The 15,142-nt window shown below is 71.3% G+C and carries 13 protein-coding genes; 7 read left to right on the top strand and 6 right to left on the bottom strand.

What is annotated here, in order from left to right; genetic code table 11:
- Positions 1-47: 47 nt before the first annotated feature.
- Positions 48-860, bottom strand: a complete 813-nt coding sequence (locus tag ITJ59_RS00960) for a methyltransferase domain-containing protein (RefSeq protein ID WP_194649241.1) — start codon at positions 858-860, stop codon at positions 48-50.
- Between the two features lie 2 nt (positions 861-862).
- Positions 863-1,660, bottom strand: a complete 798-nt coding sequence (locus tag ITJ59_RS00955) for an HAD-IIA family hydrolase (protein ID WP_194649239.1) — start codon at positions 1,658-1,660, stop codon at positions 863-865.
- Between the two features lie 193 nt (positions 1,661-1,853).
- On the opposite strand from ITJ59_RS00955, the gene ITJ59_RS00950 reads away from it, so the two are divergent.
- Together ITJ59_RS00950 and ITJ59_RS00945 are read left to right on the top strand one after the other, a co-directional pair.
- Positions 1,854-2,561 (top strand): TetR/AcrR family transcriptional regulator, encoded by a 708-nt coding sequence (locus ITJ59_RS00950; RefSeq protein WP_194649238.1) that lies wholly within the window; start codon positions 1,854-1,856, stop codon positions 2,559-2,561.
- Between the two features lie 133 nt (positions 2,562-2,694).
- Complete coding sequence (locus ITJ59_RS00945) at positions 2,695-3,333, top strand: TrmH family RNA methyltransferase (protein WP_194649236.1); 639 nt, start codon at positions 2,695-2,697, stop codon at positions 3,331-3,333.
- Between the two features lie 91 nt (positions 3,334-3,424).
- On the opposite strand, the gene ITJ59_RS00940 is transcribed toward ITJ59_RS00945, so the two are convergent.
- The 4 genes from ITJ59_RS00940 to ITJ59_RS00925 all read right to left on the bottom strand — a co-directional run bounded on the left by ITJ59_RS00940 (position 3,425) and on the right by ITJ59_RS00925 (position 8,230).
- Complete coding sequence (locus tag ITJ59_RS00940; RefSeq protein WP_194649234.1) at positions 3,425-4,420, bottom strand: LacI family DNA-binding transcriptional regulator; 996 nt, start codon at positions 4,418-4,420, stop codon at positions 3,425-3,427.
- Between the two features lie 191 nt (positions 4,421-4,611).
- On the bottom strand, positions 4,612-6,846 hold the full coding sequence (locus ITJ59_RS00935) for a YhgE/Pip family protein (RefSeq protein ID WP_194649233.1): 2,235 nt from the start codon (positions 6,844-6,846) through the stop codon (positions 4,612-4,614).
- On the bottom strand, positions 6,843-7,568 hold the full coding sequence (locus ITJ59_RS00930; RefSeq protein WP_194649231.1) for a hypothetical protein: 726 nt from the start codon (positions 7,566-7,568) through the stop codon (positions 6,843-6,845). Before ITJ59_RS00930 ends, ITJ59_RS00935 begins: the two co-directional genes overlap by 4 nt.
- Positions 7,565-8,230, bottom strand: coding sequence for a TetR/AcrR family transcriptional regulator (locus tag ITJ59_RS00925; protein WP_194649230.1), 666 nt, complete (start codon positions 8,228-8,230; stop codon positions 7,565-7,567). The genes ITJ59_RS00930 and ITJ59_RS00925 overlap by 4 nt, the downstream gene beginning before the upstream one ends.
- 161 nt (positions 8,231-8,391) lie before the next feature.
- Between ITJ59_RS00925 and ITJ59_RS00920 the strand changes: the two genes are divergently transcribed.
- The 5 genes from ITJ59_RS00920 (at position 8,392) to ITJ59_RS00900 (ending at position 15,129) form a co-directional block, all read left to right on the top strand.
- Positions 8,392-12,066, top strand: a complete 3,675-nt coding sequence (locus ITJ59_RS00920) for a S8 family serine peptidase (protein WP_194649228.1) — start codon at positions 8,392-8,394, stop codon at positions 12,064-12,066.
- 169 nt (positions 12,067-12,235) lie between these two features.
- Positions 12,236-12,397 carry a hypothetical protein gene (locus ITJ59_RS00915; protein ID WP_194649227.1) on the top strand — a complete coding sequence of 54 codons (162 nt, stop codon included), beginning with the start codon at positions 12,236-12,238 and terminating at the stop codon, positions 12,395-12,397.
- 179 nt (positions 12,398-12,576) lie between these two features.
- Complete coding sequence (locus ITJ59_RS00910; RefSeq protein ID WP_194649225.1) at positions 12,577-13,872, top strand: adenylosuccinate synthase; 1,296 nt, start codon at positions 12,577-12,579, stop codon at positions 13,870-13,872.
- 2 nt (positions 13,873-13,874) lie between these two features.
- Positions 13,875-14,435 carry a low molecular weight phosphatase family protein gene (locus ITJ59_RS00905; RefSeq protein ID WP_194649224.1) on the top strand — a complete coding sequence of 187 codons (561 nt, stop codon included), beginning with the start codon at positions 13,875-13,877 and terminating at the stop codon, positions 14,433-14,435.
- 202 nt (positions 14,436-14,637) lie between these two features.
- Positions 14,638-15,129 (top strand): SRPBCC family protein, encoded by a 492-nt coding sequence (locus ITJ59_RS00900; RefSeq protein WP_194649223.1) that lies wholly within the window; start codon positions 14,638-14,640, stop codon positions 15,127-15,129.
- Positions 15,130-15,142 lie beyond the last annotated feature (13 nt).

Below are 15,142 nucleotides of genomic sequence, written 5' to 3'. Positions count from 1 at the left end.
CAGAGGTGCCGCAACGGCGATGGCAACACGTTGCCAGGGCGCTCGGTTCAGGGCTTGCGGCCGACGGCGAAGACCCGGCGGAACGGGTACACCGTGCCGTGGGCGCTCGCCGGGTACGCCTCGCGCAGCGCCGACCGGTACCGCTCGACGTACTCCGACGTCAGCGCACCGGTGGGGTCGGCGGCGTCGAGGGCTGCCAGCGCCGGCCGCAACCCGGTGCCGCGCACCCAGTCGAGCACGGGATCCTCGCCCGGCAGCAGCTGCGCGTAGGTCGTCTCCCACGCGCGGGCCGTGAACCCGGCGTCGAGCATGATGTCGAGGTAGCCGGCGGGGTCGAGCACGGGGTCCTCGCGCAGCACGCCGTCGAGTGCCGAGGCCCACGGCCCGGACGCCCCGACCGATCGCATCAGCGCGTGCGACGGCGAGCCGAAGTTGCCCGGCACCTGCATCGCGAACCACGACCCGGACGGCATCGCGTCGAGCCACGCCGGCAGCAGGGCCACGTGCGACTGCACCCACTGCAGCGCCGCGTTCGTCACAACGACGTCGTCGGTCGGCCCGGGGGTCCAGTCCTCGATCGCCCCGAGCTCGAACGACAGGTTCGGCAGGTCTGCGACGGCGGGATCGGCCGCCGCCGACGCGAGCATCTCCGCCGAGCTGTCGATCCCGACCACCGGCGACGAACGCCACCGCGCTGCCAACGTGGCGGTGAGGCCCCCGGGACCGCAGCCGAGGTCGACGACGCGACGCGGGGCCTCCCGTCCGTCGTCCGTCGTCCACGCGACCTGCGCGACCAGGTCGTGGAAGGGGCGGCCGCGGTCGTCCGCGAAGGCGGCGTACCGCGACGGGTCCCAGCGCACCGCTACAGCTCGACCTCGAACGGGGCGGTGCGGACGAGCTCGTGCACGCCGGCGATGACCTCGCTCGGGCGGAACGGATACCGGTCGATCTCGGCCTGGTCGCTGATCCCCGTCATCACCAGGACCGTGTGCAACCCGGCCTCGATGCCCGCCTGCACGTCGGTGTCCATCCGGTCGCCGATCATGCCGGTGTTCTCGGAGTGCGCGCCGATGCGGTTCATCGCCGAGCGGAACATCATCGGGTTCGGCTTGCCGACCACGTAGGGCTGCTTGCCGGTGGCCTTCTCGATCATCGCGGCGATCGCACCCGTGGCGGGCAGGACGCCCTCGGCGCTCGGCCCGGTGGCGTCGGGGTTGGTGACGATGAAGCGTGCGCCGTCGCGGATCAGGCGGACGGCCTTGGTGATCGCCTCGAACGAGTAGTTGCGGGTCTCGCCGACGACGACGTAGTCGGGAGCGGTCTCGGTCATGATGAACCCGGCCTCGTGCAGGGCGGTGGTCATGCCGGCCTCGCCGATGACGAACGCGGAGCCGCCGGGCATCTGCGACTTGCAGAAGTCAGCCGTCGCGAGCGCGCTCGTCCAGATGCGCTCCTCTGGCACGTGCAGGCCGGAACCCCGGAGCCGGGCACTCAGGTCGCGCGGCGTGAAGATCGAGTTGTTCGTCAGGACCAGGAACTCGGTGCCCTCGTCGAGCCACTGCTGGATGAGCTCGGGGGCACCGGGGAGTGCCTGGTTCTCGTGGACGAGCACGCCGTCCATGTCGGTCAGCCAGCACTCGACGTCGTCGCGGGTCGCCATGGCCTCACCCTACTGCGCACCCGTGACGGCCCGGCTCGGTGACGACCCGGCTCGGCGTCGGCTCGGAGAAGGCCGGGAGGCACGGATCGGCTCTTGCGCGCCGGCCCCGGACCCGAGATGGTCGAGACACCGAACGCCGTTCGGCTTTGCCCTAGGCTTTTCGGGACCCGTACCGAATCAAGGAGAACCCGCCGTGCTCGTCGAACCCGGATCCCCGACCGCCACCCCTCGAGCGGCTGCCGCTCCGGGGTCCGCCGCCGCGGTGGCAGCCGAGGTCGGAGCTGCTCCGCGACGACGCCGTGGTCGGCCCAACGTGCTGAGCCGCGAGCAGGTCATCGACGCCGCCACGGCCATCGCGAACGAGGACGGACTCGACCGCCTGTCCTTCCGGGCACTCGGCGTGCGGCTCGGCGTCGCACCCATGACCGTGCACCGGACCATCGGCGGGCTCGACGACCTGCACGCCGAGCTCGTGCGCCGCACCGTCGACGAGTTCACCGCCACCTTCGTCTGGCCGGACGAGTGGCACGCGGTCGTCCGGGTGTTCGCGAAGACCTTCCGCGACCTGATGCGCACCCACCCTCTGGTGCTCGAGTCGCACAGCCGCCGCGGCGCGCTGGTGTCCACCGAGTCCGACGCCGTCGTGGCGAAGGTCGTCGGAGCCCTGTGCGACGCCGGGCTGCCCGAGGTCGAGGCGATGTACACGTTCTTCGTCGTGTACGACTTCGTCGTCGGGCACACCTCGGTCCAGATCGGGCGGGGCGACGACGACACCGGGCGGCCGGAGCGGCACACCCTGGTCGGGCAGATCCTGGGGGAGCACTCGTACGACACGCGGTTCGACCTCGGGCTCGACGTGCTCATCGCCGGCATCGAGGCGCGCACCGCCCGGCTGGCCTGAGCCGAGCCCGCGCGCGCGTGGCCCCGCGTGGCTCCGCGTGGCCCCGGAACCAGGTTCCGGACATGGAACCGCGCAGATCCGCGGTGCTGTGTCCGGAACCTGGTTCCGTGCGACCCCGCCGTACGCTGGTGCGGTGACCACTGCGCCCGAACCGTCGCACGAACTGACGACGAACGGGGTCGGCCCGCACCCGGAACCCTGGCCCGACGACCCACGGCTCGACCCGGAGTTGCTGGCGGCCGGCGACTCGCGGAACGTGCTCGACCACTTCCGGTACTGGTCGATGGACGCCATCGTCGCCGAGCTCGACACCCGCCGGCACGCGTTCGACGTGGCGATCGAGAACTGGCAGCACGACCTGAACATCGGCTCCATCGTGCGGAGCGCCAACGCGTTCCTGGCCGGCACGGTGCACATCATCGGGCGTCGGCGCTGGAACAAGCGCGGGGCGATGGTCACCGACCGCTACCAGCACGTCCGGTACCACCCCGACGTGCAGGCGTTCCTCACCGCGATGGCCGAGGAGCAGCGCCCGGTGATCGCGATCGACAACACCCCCGGTGCTGAGCGCATCGAGACCGCGGCGATCCCCGAGCGCTGCGTGTTCCTGTTCGGCCAAGAGGGCCCCGGGCTCACCGACGAAGCCGTCGCCGGGGCGTCCGGACACCTGGAGATCACGCAGTTCGGGTCGACGCGGAGCATCAACGCGTCGGCGGCGGCCGCGATCGTCATGCACTCGTGGATCGTGCAGCACGCGACGCCTGCCGAGTGAGCAGAACGCGTCGGGTACGCGCTCTGGACCCGTCGTCTTCCGCTCACTGAGCGGACGTGGCGGGCGTGGGACGGGCCTCCCGGCAGCCGCGTCAGCGCGGAGCGGTCGTGCGGCGCGCGACCAGGCGGGGTTCGACGAGCGACTCGGTGGCCGCCAGGCCCGGGTCCGCGATGCGGGCGAGCAGGCGTTCGCCGGCGCCGCGGCCGATCTCGACGCTCCGGTCGTCGATGCTCGTGAGCGCGACGTAGCGGGTGGCCGCGACCGGGGTGTCGTCGTAGCCGATGACCGAGACGTCCTCGGGGACGCGCAGGCCGCGTTCGGCGAGTTCGGACAGCGCGCCGAGGGCCATGACGTCGTTCGCGGCGAACACCGCGGTGACGTCGGGGTGCGCGTCGAGCAGGGTGCCGAGGGCGCGGGAGCCGGCCTCTTCGGTGGGTTCGCCGGGCAGGACCACGACGGCGACGCTTGCTCCCGCACTGGCCGTGACGGTCGCCGCGAAGCCCACGCGGCGCTCCTCTGACGCTGCCGAACCCGCGCCGAGGAACCCGAGTCGCGTGTGCCCCAGGGCGAGCAGGTGCTCGGCGGCCATGCCACCGCCCGCACGGTCGTCGTTCGCCACGGTGTCCGCGCGGGGGATCGACACCCGACCACCCGCGACGACCACCGGCATCGACGCTGGGATCGCGAGGTCGGTGGTCGGTTCACCGGCGATGACGATGCCCTCGACGCGCATGGACAGGAAGCCCTCCACCGGTGAGGCATCGAGCCCGGTGTTGAGGAACCGGTCCGCGACGACGAGGCGGTGGCCCTGGTCCTGCAGGGCCTCGCGCAGACCCGTCAGCAGGTCCACGAACCACTGGTTGCGGAAGTCGTCGAGGACCACGCCGATGGTGCGACTGCGGGTGCCGGCGAGGGACACGGCCGCGGTGGAGGGCCGGTAGTCGAGTTCCTGGATCGCGGTGAGCACGGCGGCTCGGCGCTGGTCGCTCACCCGGGGGGAACGCTGCAGTACCAGGGAGACGAGGGACTTCGACACCCCGGCGCGTGCGGCGACGTCGTAGATGGTCGCGGGCTTGCCGTCTCCCATGATGCGCTTCGACCTCCGTTGGTTCGTGCGTCGATCGTAGCGGGCGGCGTGGTCCCGTCCGGTGCGGGGGTCGCGCGGTGCGGGGTCGGTCTCGTCCCGTCGAGTTCGGATCGTCGAGTGTGCAGAAGACGACGGGTCGCCCGGGGCCACCCGTCGTCTTCTGCTCACTCGGCGAAAGCGCCCGCCCCGCGCTACCCGATCAGGCTCGGGCGCAGGTCGCGCAACGTGCGAGAGCGGGTCTGCCGCGCGGTGACCACGAAGGACACCAGGAGCGCCCCGAGCAGCCAGCAGAGCAGCACGCCGGCGTCGGACCACGCGGCGCCGAGGTTCCCGCCGTACATCGTCTGCCGGATCGCGTCGACGGAGTACGTCATCGGCAACGCGAAGTGCAGCGCCGCCAACGGCCCGGGCAGCGTCTGCCAGGGGAACGTGCCGCCGGCGGTGACGAGCTGCACGAGCATCAGCACCAGGCCGAGGAACTGCCCCACCGACCCGAGCAGCACGTTGAGCGCCATGATGATCGCCGCGAAGGTCGCCGAGGCCAGCACCATGATCCCGATCGTGCCGCCGACGTGCACCACGTTCAGGTCGAGGGCGAACCGCACGATGAAGAACAGCGCCACCATCTGCACCAGACCGAGCAGGGCCGGGGTCAGCCAGCCGCCGAACACCACGGCCAGGGGCTTCCGCACCGCGGTGATGGCCCGCTTCGAGATCGGCTTGAGGATGAGGAACAGCGCGTACATGCCGATCCAGGCCGCGAGCGAGATGAAGAACGGCGCGAGGCCGGCACCGTAGTTCGATGCGGCGGCGACGTTGTCGTCACCGACCTTGACCGGGTCGGAGATGACCGAGGCCTGCGACTCCCGCTCCGAGGCGTTCGAGGCGGGGATCTTCGTCCGGCCCTCGTCGAGCGAGGACGCGAGCTTCGACGAACCGGTCTTCAGCTTGTCCAGCCCGGTCACGAGCGACTTGGTGCCGTCATCTGCCGCCGCTGCGCCCGATGCGAGCGAAGCAGCACCCGACGACAGCGTCGGCGCGGCCGAGGCCAGCTTCGACGTGCCGTCGGCCACCTTCGACGCACCCGCCGAGACCTTCGAAGCACCGGTCGCGGCCGTCGCGATCCCGGAGGACAGCTCCGGAGCCTTCGCGGCGAGCTTCCCGGTCCCCGCAGCGAGCGTGTCGGAGCCATCGGACAGCTTCTGGACGCCGCTGGTCAGCTCGGGGGCCTTCGCGGCGAGCTGCGACGCCCCGGCGGACACCGTCGCGCTCCCGGTCCGCAACTTCTGCAGGTTCTCCGACAGGTCGCCAGCGCCGGCGCCGAGCTTCGTGCTGCCCGTCTGCAGGTTGTCGAGCCCGGCGAGCAGCTGGGTCTTCTGCTCCGCGGAGAGCACCGTGGAGGCTTGGACGACGGGCTTCAGCGACGCGACGAGTTCCGGCGACTGCGCAGAGATCTGCTGGACGCCCGCGATGAACGGTGCGGCTTTGTCGGCGAGCTCGGCGTTGCCGCTGGCGACCTGCGACGCACCACTGGACAGGCGCGCCGAGTCCGACGGCAGCGAAGCCGTCTGGTCACGGAGCCGGTGCAGCCCGGACTGCAGTTGCTGCGCCCCACTGTCCAACTGCTGCGTCTGCGACGGCAGCGCAGCCGTCTGCTCCTGCGCGCTGGCCAGCCCGGATGCCAGGGTCGATGCCCCCGACGCCACCTGCTGCGCCCCGCTGTTCAGCTGCGCGGTCTGCGACGGCAACGAGGCAGTACCGGACGCGAGCTCCGCCGCTCCGGACGACAACTTGCCGGTACCCGCGGCCAGCTTGCGGGCACCCGAGTCCGCCTTCGCGGTACCGGAGGCGAGCTGGTCGGCCCCGTCCACGGCGTCGCCCAGGCTGTCGCGGACGTCGGCGAGTCCGACGAGCAGGGTCTTCGCCGCCTGCTTGCCGACCCGCTCGGCGACGGCTGTGCGCATGGTCTTGCCCGCCTGCTCGGCGATGGTCGAGGCCAGGTACGAGTTCGTGTCGGCCGTCGTCATGACGAGCTTCGCCTGCGTCGGGTCGTCCGACTGCGCGGACACCAGGTGCTCGGAGAAGTCGTGCGGGATGGTGACGACGAAGTCGTAGGTGCCGTTGCGCACGCCGGAGCGGGCGTCGGCGGCGGTCGTCTTCGTCCACTTGAAGTCGGCGCCGTCGATCGCCTCCTTCGTGACGTCGGTGCCGTAGTCGACCTGGTCGCCGTCGAGGGTGGCCCCGGCGTCGAGGTCCACGATCGCCGCCGGGATCTGGTCGAGCTTGGCGTACGGGTCGCGGTTCGCCCACAGGTAGGCGCCGCCGTACAGCAGCGGCACGATCATCAGGGCGATGAACGCCAGACGTGCGAGCGGGGTCGCGGTGAGGCGCGCCAGTTCGGCGCGGACGAGCGAGGTGGTGGTCACGGGGTTGCCTCCGTCGGGACGGTTGCGGATTCTGCGGTGACGGAAGGACCGGACGGGAGGCCCGGCTCGGTTCCGTCGGACAGGGCCGCGTCGTCGGGACCCTCGGTTTCGGTCGTCGGGATGGTCTCGAGCAGCGCCTCGACGGTCGCGGCTGCGGCCTTCGAGGTCACGAGCACGACGGTCACGCCGCGTCGGGAGACGTCGCGGAGCACCGCGAACCACTCCTCGACGATGCCGCCGTGCCGCTCGGGCGCCGTGACGACGACGCCGGTCACACCGTCGCGGAGCAGGGCGAGCTCGACGAGCAGCTGCACCCGCACGGCCGTCGGCACCCGCTGGACCGGGGTGTCTGCCCAGTGCCGCAGGCCGAGCTCCTCGAGCACGGTGTCGACGTGGTCGCGCGAGGGACGCTGTGCGGCGAACGCGAGTTCCTCGCGCACGATCTGCTTGACGGTCATCACGGGGAAGGGCTCGGCGACGCCGGGGGTGTCGACGAGGGCGAAGGTGCGGCGCACGGCGGCGGCGTCCTCGTGTCCGTCGAGCAGCAGGCGGCCGGTCTCGGGCTGCATCCGGCCGCCGGCGACGAGCGAGGCGAGGACGGGCGCCTGCTCGGTCTCGACGGCGACGACCCCGGGGTGTCCGGGGGCGGCGACGGCGGAGACGACGGGCAGTGCCGCGCCGGGTTCCTCGCCGATGCCGACGTGGTCGAGTTCGAGCGTCATGCGGGGTCCTTCACGGGGGAGACAGCGGAGCGGGCGGCCGGAGCCGCGGGTTCGGACAGCAGTGCGGTGCGCCAGTCGATGCCGGCCATGCCGAGCGCCGACACCACCACCATGCGCCGACCGACCTCGTGCGGGGTGCCGGAGCGGGTGGCCTCGTCGAGGACGGCGATGCACGCGCCCTCGACCAGTCGCCCGAGTGTGGCCGGGTCGACGTCGTCGCGCATGGCGCCCTCGGCGATCCCGAGCGCGCACGCCTGTCGGACCTGGGCGCGCAGGGGAGCGAAGATTTCGGCGACGGGTTCGGCGAACGGGCTGCGCACGGCGATCCTGGCCATCGAGCGGACGTGCGAGACCTCGGTCCAGAGCGTCACCGCGATCGCGGCGAGCCGGGCGGCCGGCGGGAGTCCCTGCAGGTCCGAGGTGGTCGGCATGGACGCGGCGATCCGGGCGGCGCCGGAGGTCACGACCTCGCGCACGAGGTCGTCGCGCGACGGGAAATGTCCGTACACCGCGCGACGGGAGAGCCCGGCGGCAGCGGCGATCGTCTCGATGGAGGCATCGGGATCGCGCTGCAGGCAGGCTCGGGCGGCGTCGAGGAGGGCTGCCCGGTTCTCGGTTGCGTCGCGGCGTGGCGCGCGTGCGGAGTGGGGAGCGGTGGTCATGCACCCCATCGTAATAACGTGCACACGTGTGTGCAACTTAACAGGAACACCGGCCCCCGAACGCGGGTGTCCCCCAAAGAGCGGACTGCCCTTTCTGAATGTAAGCGCATAACTTCACAGCAATCTCATGCGAACCACGGACTGAGCCTGGAGTGCCCTCTTTGAACCGTGCAACACCGAACCACGACCCGAACCCGACCCCGAACTCCCATCGCATCGCACGCGTCCTGACCGCCGGCATCGCCGCCGTGGCCCTGACGTGCGGCGGCCTCGCAGTCGGGGGCGCGGCCTCCGCAGCTCCGGCCGGGGTGTCGGTGGCAGACCTGAAGTTGTCCGCTCCACTGCGCGACGCCAAGCCGACCAAGACCGTCGCCGCCTTCGTGCGCACGACCGGTCAGGGGGCCCTCGAGGTCGACGCGAACGCGAAGGGCGGTGACCTGACCAAGTCCAAGACGCAGTCCTCGGCAGCGAAGAGCCGCGTCAAGGCGATCGAGTCGACCACCGCATCCGTGCGCGCCGCCGTCAAGCGCGCCGACGCCGACTCCACCGAGCTCTACTCGACCGAGTACACCGTCCCCGGTGTCGCGGTCGTCGCCGACGTCTCCGCGCTGCAGGACATCGCGAAGCGCTCCGACGTCGAGAGCATCATCCCGCTCACGCCGAAGAAGATCGTCGAGCCGACGGTGAACGCCGACGCGAGCGCGGCACCGTCCGGCGTGGACCCGAGCCTCGTGAAGCCGGGCGCCGACGGCGTCTCGCCGAAGAACGCCGCGAGTGACGTCTACACGCGTGCGCTCAACGCCTGGCAGCAGACCGGGCACACCGGCAAGGGCGTCAACGTCGCCGTCCTCGACACCGGTCTCGACTACACGCAGGCGGACTTCGGCGGCCCCGGCACCACGGCCGCCTACGACCAGGCCCTGGCGAACGCGAGCTCCGGCGCGCCGGACCCCAGCCTGTACGACGCGTCGAAGTTCCTCGGCGGGTACGACTTCGCCGGTGCGACCTACAACGCCGACCCGGACGCCGAGGGCTACGACCCGGTGCCGGCTCCGGACGACAACCCGATCGACGGCAAGGGCGGCGACCACGGCACCCACGTGTCCGGCACGATCGCCGGCTACGGCCTGACCGCCGACAAGCAGCAGTTCGACGGCGACTACACCGCGCTCACCACGCAGCAGGTGCAGGACATGTGGATCGGTCCGGGCACCGCGCCCGAGGCCGGCCTCTACGCGCTCAAGGTCTTCGGTGACGGCGGCGGTTCGACCGACGTCACGGGTGCCGCGCTCGACTGGGTGGGCCAGGCGCTCACCGAGGGCAAGGACATCAACGTCCTGAACCTGTCGCTCGGCTCCGACTACGGCGCACCTGACGACCCCGACAACGCCAAGATCGACGCACTGACCGCCCGCGGGGTGCTCCCCGTGATCGCCTCGGGCAACGCCGACGACTTCACCGACATCGGTGGCTCACCGGGCAACGCCGAGGGTGCGCTCACCGTCGCCGCCAGCGCCACCGGTCAGTCGCTGTACGACGGCGTCGAGGCCACCGCGCCGTCGGACGTCGCGAAGACCTACCGCTCGCAGTACTCGCAGGACTTCACGGGCACGCTGCCGGTCGAGGGCGCCGTCGTCGTCCCGACCACGAACATCGACGGCTGTGCTGCCTTCACGGGGGCCGACGCGGCCGCCGTCGCGGGCAAGGTCGTCTGGCTCAAGTGGACGGACGCCGCGCTCGAGTGCGGCTCCAAGACCCGCTTCGACAACGTCAAGGCCGCCGGCGGAGTCGGCGTGCTCCTCGCGGGCACGATCAACACCTTCGACGGGGGCATCGCCGGCAACGCGACCATCCCCGGAGCCGAGCTGACGCTGGGTGCCGTCACGAGCCTCCAGGCCGCTGCCAAGGCGGGGACCCTGCACGTGCGCCTCGCGGACGAGCTCAAGGGCTTCGAACTCGCCACCGACCCGGAGGCCGTGAACACGCTCGCCGGGTTCACCAGCCGTGGCGTGCACGGTTCGTTCAACGACATCGTCAAGCCGGACATCGCCGGCCCCGGGGTCAACGTGATCTCGGCGGCCAACGGCACCGGTGACGGCCGCATGTCGATGAGCGGCACCTCGATGGCCACGCCGGACGTCGCGGGCATCGCGGCGCTGACGTTCCAGTCGCACCCGGAGTGGAGCGCACCGCAGGTCAAGGCGGCGCTCATGAACACGGCGACGCACGACGTCAAGGACGGCACCCGCTCGGCGACCCTGCTCCGGCAGGGCACCGGACGCGTCGACGCCCTGCAGGCCGTGACCGCCGGCACCACCGTCCGGAGCGTCGAGAACGACCTGCTCGTCACCGCCTCGTTCGGTGTCGTCGAGGTCTCGGGTGCGACCAGTGAGAGCCGCACCCTGCAGATCGCGAACACCGACGGCGTCGCACACACCTACGACGTGGCCTACCAGCCGCAGGTGTCGCAGCCCGGCGTGGCGTTCGCACTCGACCGCAAGCAGGTCACCGTCCCCGCCAACCGCACCGCGACCGTGAAGCTCACCTTCACGATCGCCGACCCGACGCAGCTCCGCCGTGTCATCGACCCCACCCAGGAGTCGGTGCAGCAGGGCTACCAGCGCGAGTTCGTGACCGCGGCCTCCGGCATCGTGGCGTTCACGCCGACCGACACGACCGCGGTGCCGCTGCGCGTGGGGACGTACCTCGCCCCGAAGCCGGTCAGCTCCGTCCAGGGTCGCTCCACCGTGGCCTTCACCGGCCCCGGCAAGTCCGCCGACCTGACGCTCAAGGGCCGCACGGTCGACCAGGGCGGGCTGACCACCGGCTACCACGCCGCGGTCGCACCGTTCGTGCTCGGCGGGACCGACCCGGCCGAGGCGTTCCCGGACGGCTCGGCGCAGCGCTCGCTGCAGGCGGCGGACATCCGCTCCTACGGCGCGAGCTACGACAAGGCCTCGGACACCGTCGCGTTCGGCATCCAGACCGCCGGCCCCGACGCCGACCCCGGCGCCGTGACCAACGTCGAGGTCCTCATCGACACGAACCGTGACGGCCAGCCCGACTACCTGGTCTACAACGCCAAGTCGGCCGCGGTGGACGCCACGTTCGCCACGACCATCGACCTGGCCAAGGCCGCGCTGAACGACCCGGACGTCGACCCGGTCGTCGACGTCCAGCCGCTGAACGGTGGGGCGCCCGGTCAGGACGTGAACACCTTCGACAGCTCGGTGAAGGTGCTCACGACCACGGGTGCGCTGATCGGCGCGAAGGGCAAGTTCACCTACTCGGTGCTCACCGAGTCGGCGTACGCCCCGGGTGCCGCCACCACCGGCTCGTCCGTCGTGGACGAGACGAAGAGCGCCTCGTTCGACCCGACGAAGCCCGCGCTGTCGTTCGCGCAGGGTCGCAGCACCGGCGTCCTGTTCGCCGACTCGGGTTCCATCCGGGTCACGCGGGCATCGGGTGTCACGAAGGCCACCGTCCTGCTGCTGCACCTCGGCAACGCGTCGGGCAAGCAGGCCGGCACGTCGACCATCTCGGTGACCCCGCCCACGCTCGCGCTCGCCGCGGGCAGCAAGGTGACGGTCAGCGGGACGGCGAAGGTCGGCTCGAAGCTCTCGGCGAACCACGGCACGTGGAGCACGACGAAGGCGACGTACAAGTACCAGTGGCTCCGTGACGGCAAGACCGTCAAGAACGCCACCGGTGCGACGTACAAGCTCGGCACGTCCGACGCGGGGCACAAGGTCTCCGTGAAGGTCACCGCGCACGCCTCGGGCTACAAGGACGGCACTGCGACGTCCAAGGCCACCGCGAAGGTGTCGCGCGGGTAGTCGCGCGGGCAGTCGCGCGCGGCGTTCGCGCCACTGAGTGAGCAGAAGACGTCGGGTTCGCACTTCGGACCCGACGTCTTCTGCACACTCGGCGCGGTGTTCGTGGGCCGCGTCGCGGAATGCGGACAGGTAGTTAGACAAACTAGTTATCGGGTGCCAGGGTTGCAGCATGCAGTCGCTGAGCCAGCTCCGAAGCAACCCGACCGAGTGGCGACGTCGTGGCCTCACCCCGCCGGACGTCGTCCAGGCGATGATCGAGCAGCGCCTGGCGGAGCCCGGGTACTCGCAGCCCGTAGGCGATCCGTCGTACCAGGACTTCTTCCGCGCCTGATCGCGGAACGCGCCGACCGAGCCGGCGAGCGAGGGGTGCCAGCTGGCACCGGGCCTCCCGTCCGCCGTTTCCCGCGTTGATGACGCGCGGATGACGCGCAGGTGACCAGCCGATAGAGTGGGGTGGACCACCGGCCCGCCTGGTCGCGTGAGGTCCTCCGCCAACGTGAGGAGAACCAGATGCCCGCAGCAGTCATCATCGGAGCCCAGTGGGGCGACGAGGGCAAGGGGAAGGCCACCGACCTCCTCGGCTCCCGCATCGACTACGTCGTGAAGTTCAACGGCGGCAACAACGCCGGGCACACGGTCGTCATCGGCGGCGAGAAGTACGCGCTGCACCTGCTGCCCTCCGGCATCCTCACGCCCGGCGTCACCCCGATCATCGGCAACGGCGTCGTCGTCGACCTCGAGGTGCTGTTCCAGGAGCTCGACGCGCTGAAGGCCCGCGGTGTCGACACCTCGAAGCTGCTCGTGTCGGCGAACGCCCACGTCATCACGCACTACCACCGCACCATCGACAAGGTGACCGAGCGGTTCCTCGGCAAGCGCCAGATCGGCACCACCGGTCGCGGGATCGGCCCGTCGTACGCCGACAAGATCAACCGCGTCGGCATCCGCATCCAGGACATCTTCGACGAGAACATCCTGCGCCAGAAGGTCGAAGCGGCCCTCGACCAGAAGAACCACCTGCTGGTGAAGGTCTTCAACCGCCGCGCGATCGACGCCGACGAGGTGGTCGAGTCGCTGCTGTCCTTCGCCGAGCGCCTGCGCCCGATGGTCGCGGACACCGCCCTCGAGATCCACCGCGCCCTCGAGCGTGGCGACACCGTCCTGTTCGAGGCGGGTCAGGCGACCATGCTCGACGTCGACCACGGCACCTACCCGTTCGTGACGTCGTCCTCCGCGACCGCCGGTGGTGCTGCGACCGGTTCCGGCATCGGCCCGGGCAAGCTCGAGCGCATCATCGGCATCGTCAAGGCGTACACGACCCGCGTCGGCGCCGGCCCGTTCCCGACCGAGTTGTTCGACGAGTCCGGCGAGTTCCTGCGCGCCAACGGCTTCGAGTTCGGCACCACCACGGGTCGTCCGCGACGCTGCGGCTGGTACGACGCCCCGATCGCCCGGTACACCGCGCGCATCAACGGCGTGACCGACTTCGTGCTGACCAAGCTCGACGTGCTGACCGGGCTCGAGACGATCCCGGTGTGCGTCGCGTACGAGGTCGACGGCGTCCGCGTGGACGAGGTCCCCGTGAACCAGTCCGACTTCCACCACGCGAAGCCCGTGTACGAAGACTTCCCGGGCTGGACCGAGGACATCACCGGCGCCCGCTCGTTCGAGGACCTGCCGAAGAACGCCCAGGACTACGTGCTCGCGGTCGAGGCGATGTCCGGCGCGCGGATCTCCGCGATCGGCGTCGGTCCGGGCCGCGACGCCATCGTCGTCCGGCACGACCTGCTCGGCGCCGGCGCCTGACGATGCGGGTCCTGTTCGTCTGCAGCGGCAACATCTGCCGTTCGCCGCTCGGCGCGCAGGTCCTGACGGCGCGACTCGGCCCGGACGCTCCGGCGTTCCAGGTCGAGTCCGCCGGCACGATCGCCGACGACGGTGCCGCGATGGACGGTGCCGCCGCGGCGCAGTCCGTGCGGCTCGGCGGTGACCCGTCGGCGCACGGCTCGCGGTACCTGACGGCCGCGATCGTCGAGCAGGTCGACCTGGTGCTCACAGCCGAGCGGTCACACCGAGCGGCCGTGGTGTCGCTCGCACCCCGGGCGACGAAGCGGGCGTTCACCATCAAGCAGTTCGCGCGGGTGCTCGCAGGGCTCGAGCCCGGTGACCTGCAGGACGTCACGACCCCGCAGGCCCTGGTCGAACGGGTGGCACGCTTGCGCGGCACCGTCCCGCCGCCGGCCGACCCCGCGGACGACGACGTCGACGACCCCTACCGCCGGTCCGAGGCGACGCACGAGCGGGTGGCGGACGAGGTCGACGCTGCGCTCGCGATCATCGCCGACGCGCTCCGGGCCGCGCTGCGCTGACGCCGCGCTGCGCCGGGTGCAACCTCGCACGGTGCGAGGTCCTTCGTCCGGTGCGAGGTTCCCTACTCGGTGCGGGGGCTTTGTCGGCGCACGGAGTGTGCAACCTCGCACGGGCCCGTGGACAGCGCACCGTGCGGGTTCGAGCAACCTCGCACGGGCTGGCGGACCTCGCACCGTGCGCGTGCGCGTGCGAGGATGACTCATGCCCGTCGTCGAGTCCCGCTGTGTCGTGCCGGTCGAGCCCGAGGTTGCCTTCGCCGTCTCGCAGACGCAGGGAGCGATCCGGAAGCGCTGGGACCCATTCATCCGCCGGCAGCACCTGGTCGGCGGCGCGACGGTCCCCGGCAAGGGCGTGCGGACGTACACGGTGCAGCGGTTCGGCTTCGCGATGGAGAGCGAGTACGTCTCGTACCACCCGCCGTCGAACGTCGGGATGAAGATGACCAAGGGGTCGTGGTTCTTCGAGCGGATGGGTGGCGGGTGGCGCTTCACCGCGGTCGAGGGCGAGCCGGGGCGCACGCTGGCGGTCTGGCGCTACAACTTCACCTGCCGGCCGCGGTGGTTGGCGCCGCTCGCCGAACGGATCGGCGTGCTCGTGCTGCAGCGGGACATCGACCGGCGCATCCGCGGCTTCGCCGGGGGTTGCGAGGACCCGGTCGTCCTGGCGCACGTCGCCGCGCAGCGCATCGTCTGAACAGCCCGGAGGC

Origin of the sequence: Curtobacterium sp. VKM Ac-1393 (genome assembly GCF_015350995.1) — a bacterium.
Classification (GTDB): domain Bacteria; phylum Actinomycetota; class Actinomycetes; order Actinomycetales; family Microbacteriaceae; genus Curtobacterium.
This window is presented reverse-complemented; position numbering and strand designations above follow the sequence as displayed.

Bases quoted from the DNA above. Each gene is read 5' to 3' on its own strand.
- ITJ59_RS00930 (WP_194649231.1), bottom strand. From the start codon at position 7,568: ATGACGCTCGAACTCGACCACGTCGGCATCGGCGAGGAACCCGGCGCG.
- ITJ59_RS00900 (WP_194649223.1), top strand. From the start codon at position 14,638: ATGCCCGTCGTCGAGTCCCGCTGTGTCGTGCCGGTCGAGCCCGAGGTT.
- ITJ59_RS00915 (WP_194649227.1), top strand. From the start codon at position 12,236: ATGCAGTCGCTGAGCCAGCTCCGAAGCAACCCGACCGAGTGGCGACGT.
- ITJ59_RS00955 (WP_194649239.1), bottom strand. From the start codon at position 1,660: ATGGCGACCCGCGACGACGTCGAGTGCTGGCTGACCGACATGGACGGC.
- ITJ59_RS00940 (WP_194649234.1), bottom strand. From the start codon at position 4,420: ATGGGAGACGGCAAGCCCGCGACCATCTACGACGTCGCCGCACGCGCC.
- ITJ59_RS00925 (WP_194649230.1), bottom strand. From the start codon at position 8,230: ATGACCACCGCTCCCCACTCCGCACGCGCGCCACGCCGCGACGCAACC.
- ITJ59_RS00910 (WP_194649225.1), top strand. From the start codon at position 12,577: ATGCCCGCAGCAGTCATCATCGGAGCCCAGTGGGGCGACGAGGGCAAG.
- ITJ59_RS00905 (WP_194649224.1), top strand. From the start codon at position 13,875: ATGCGGGTCCTGTTCGTCTGCAGCGGCAACATCTGCCGTTCGCCGCTC.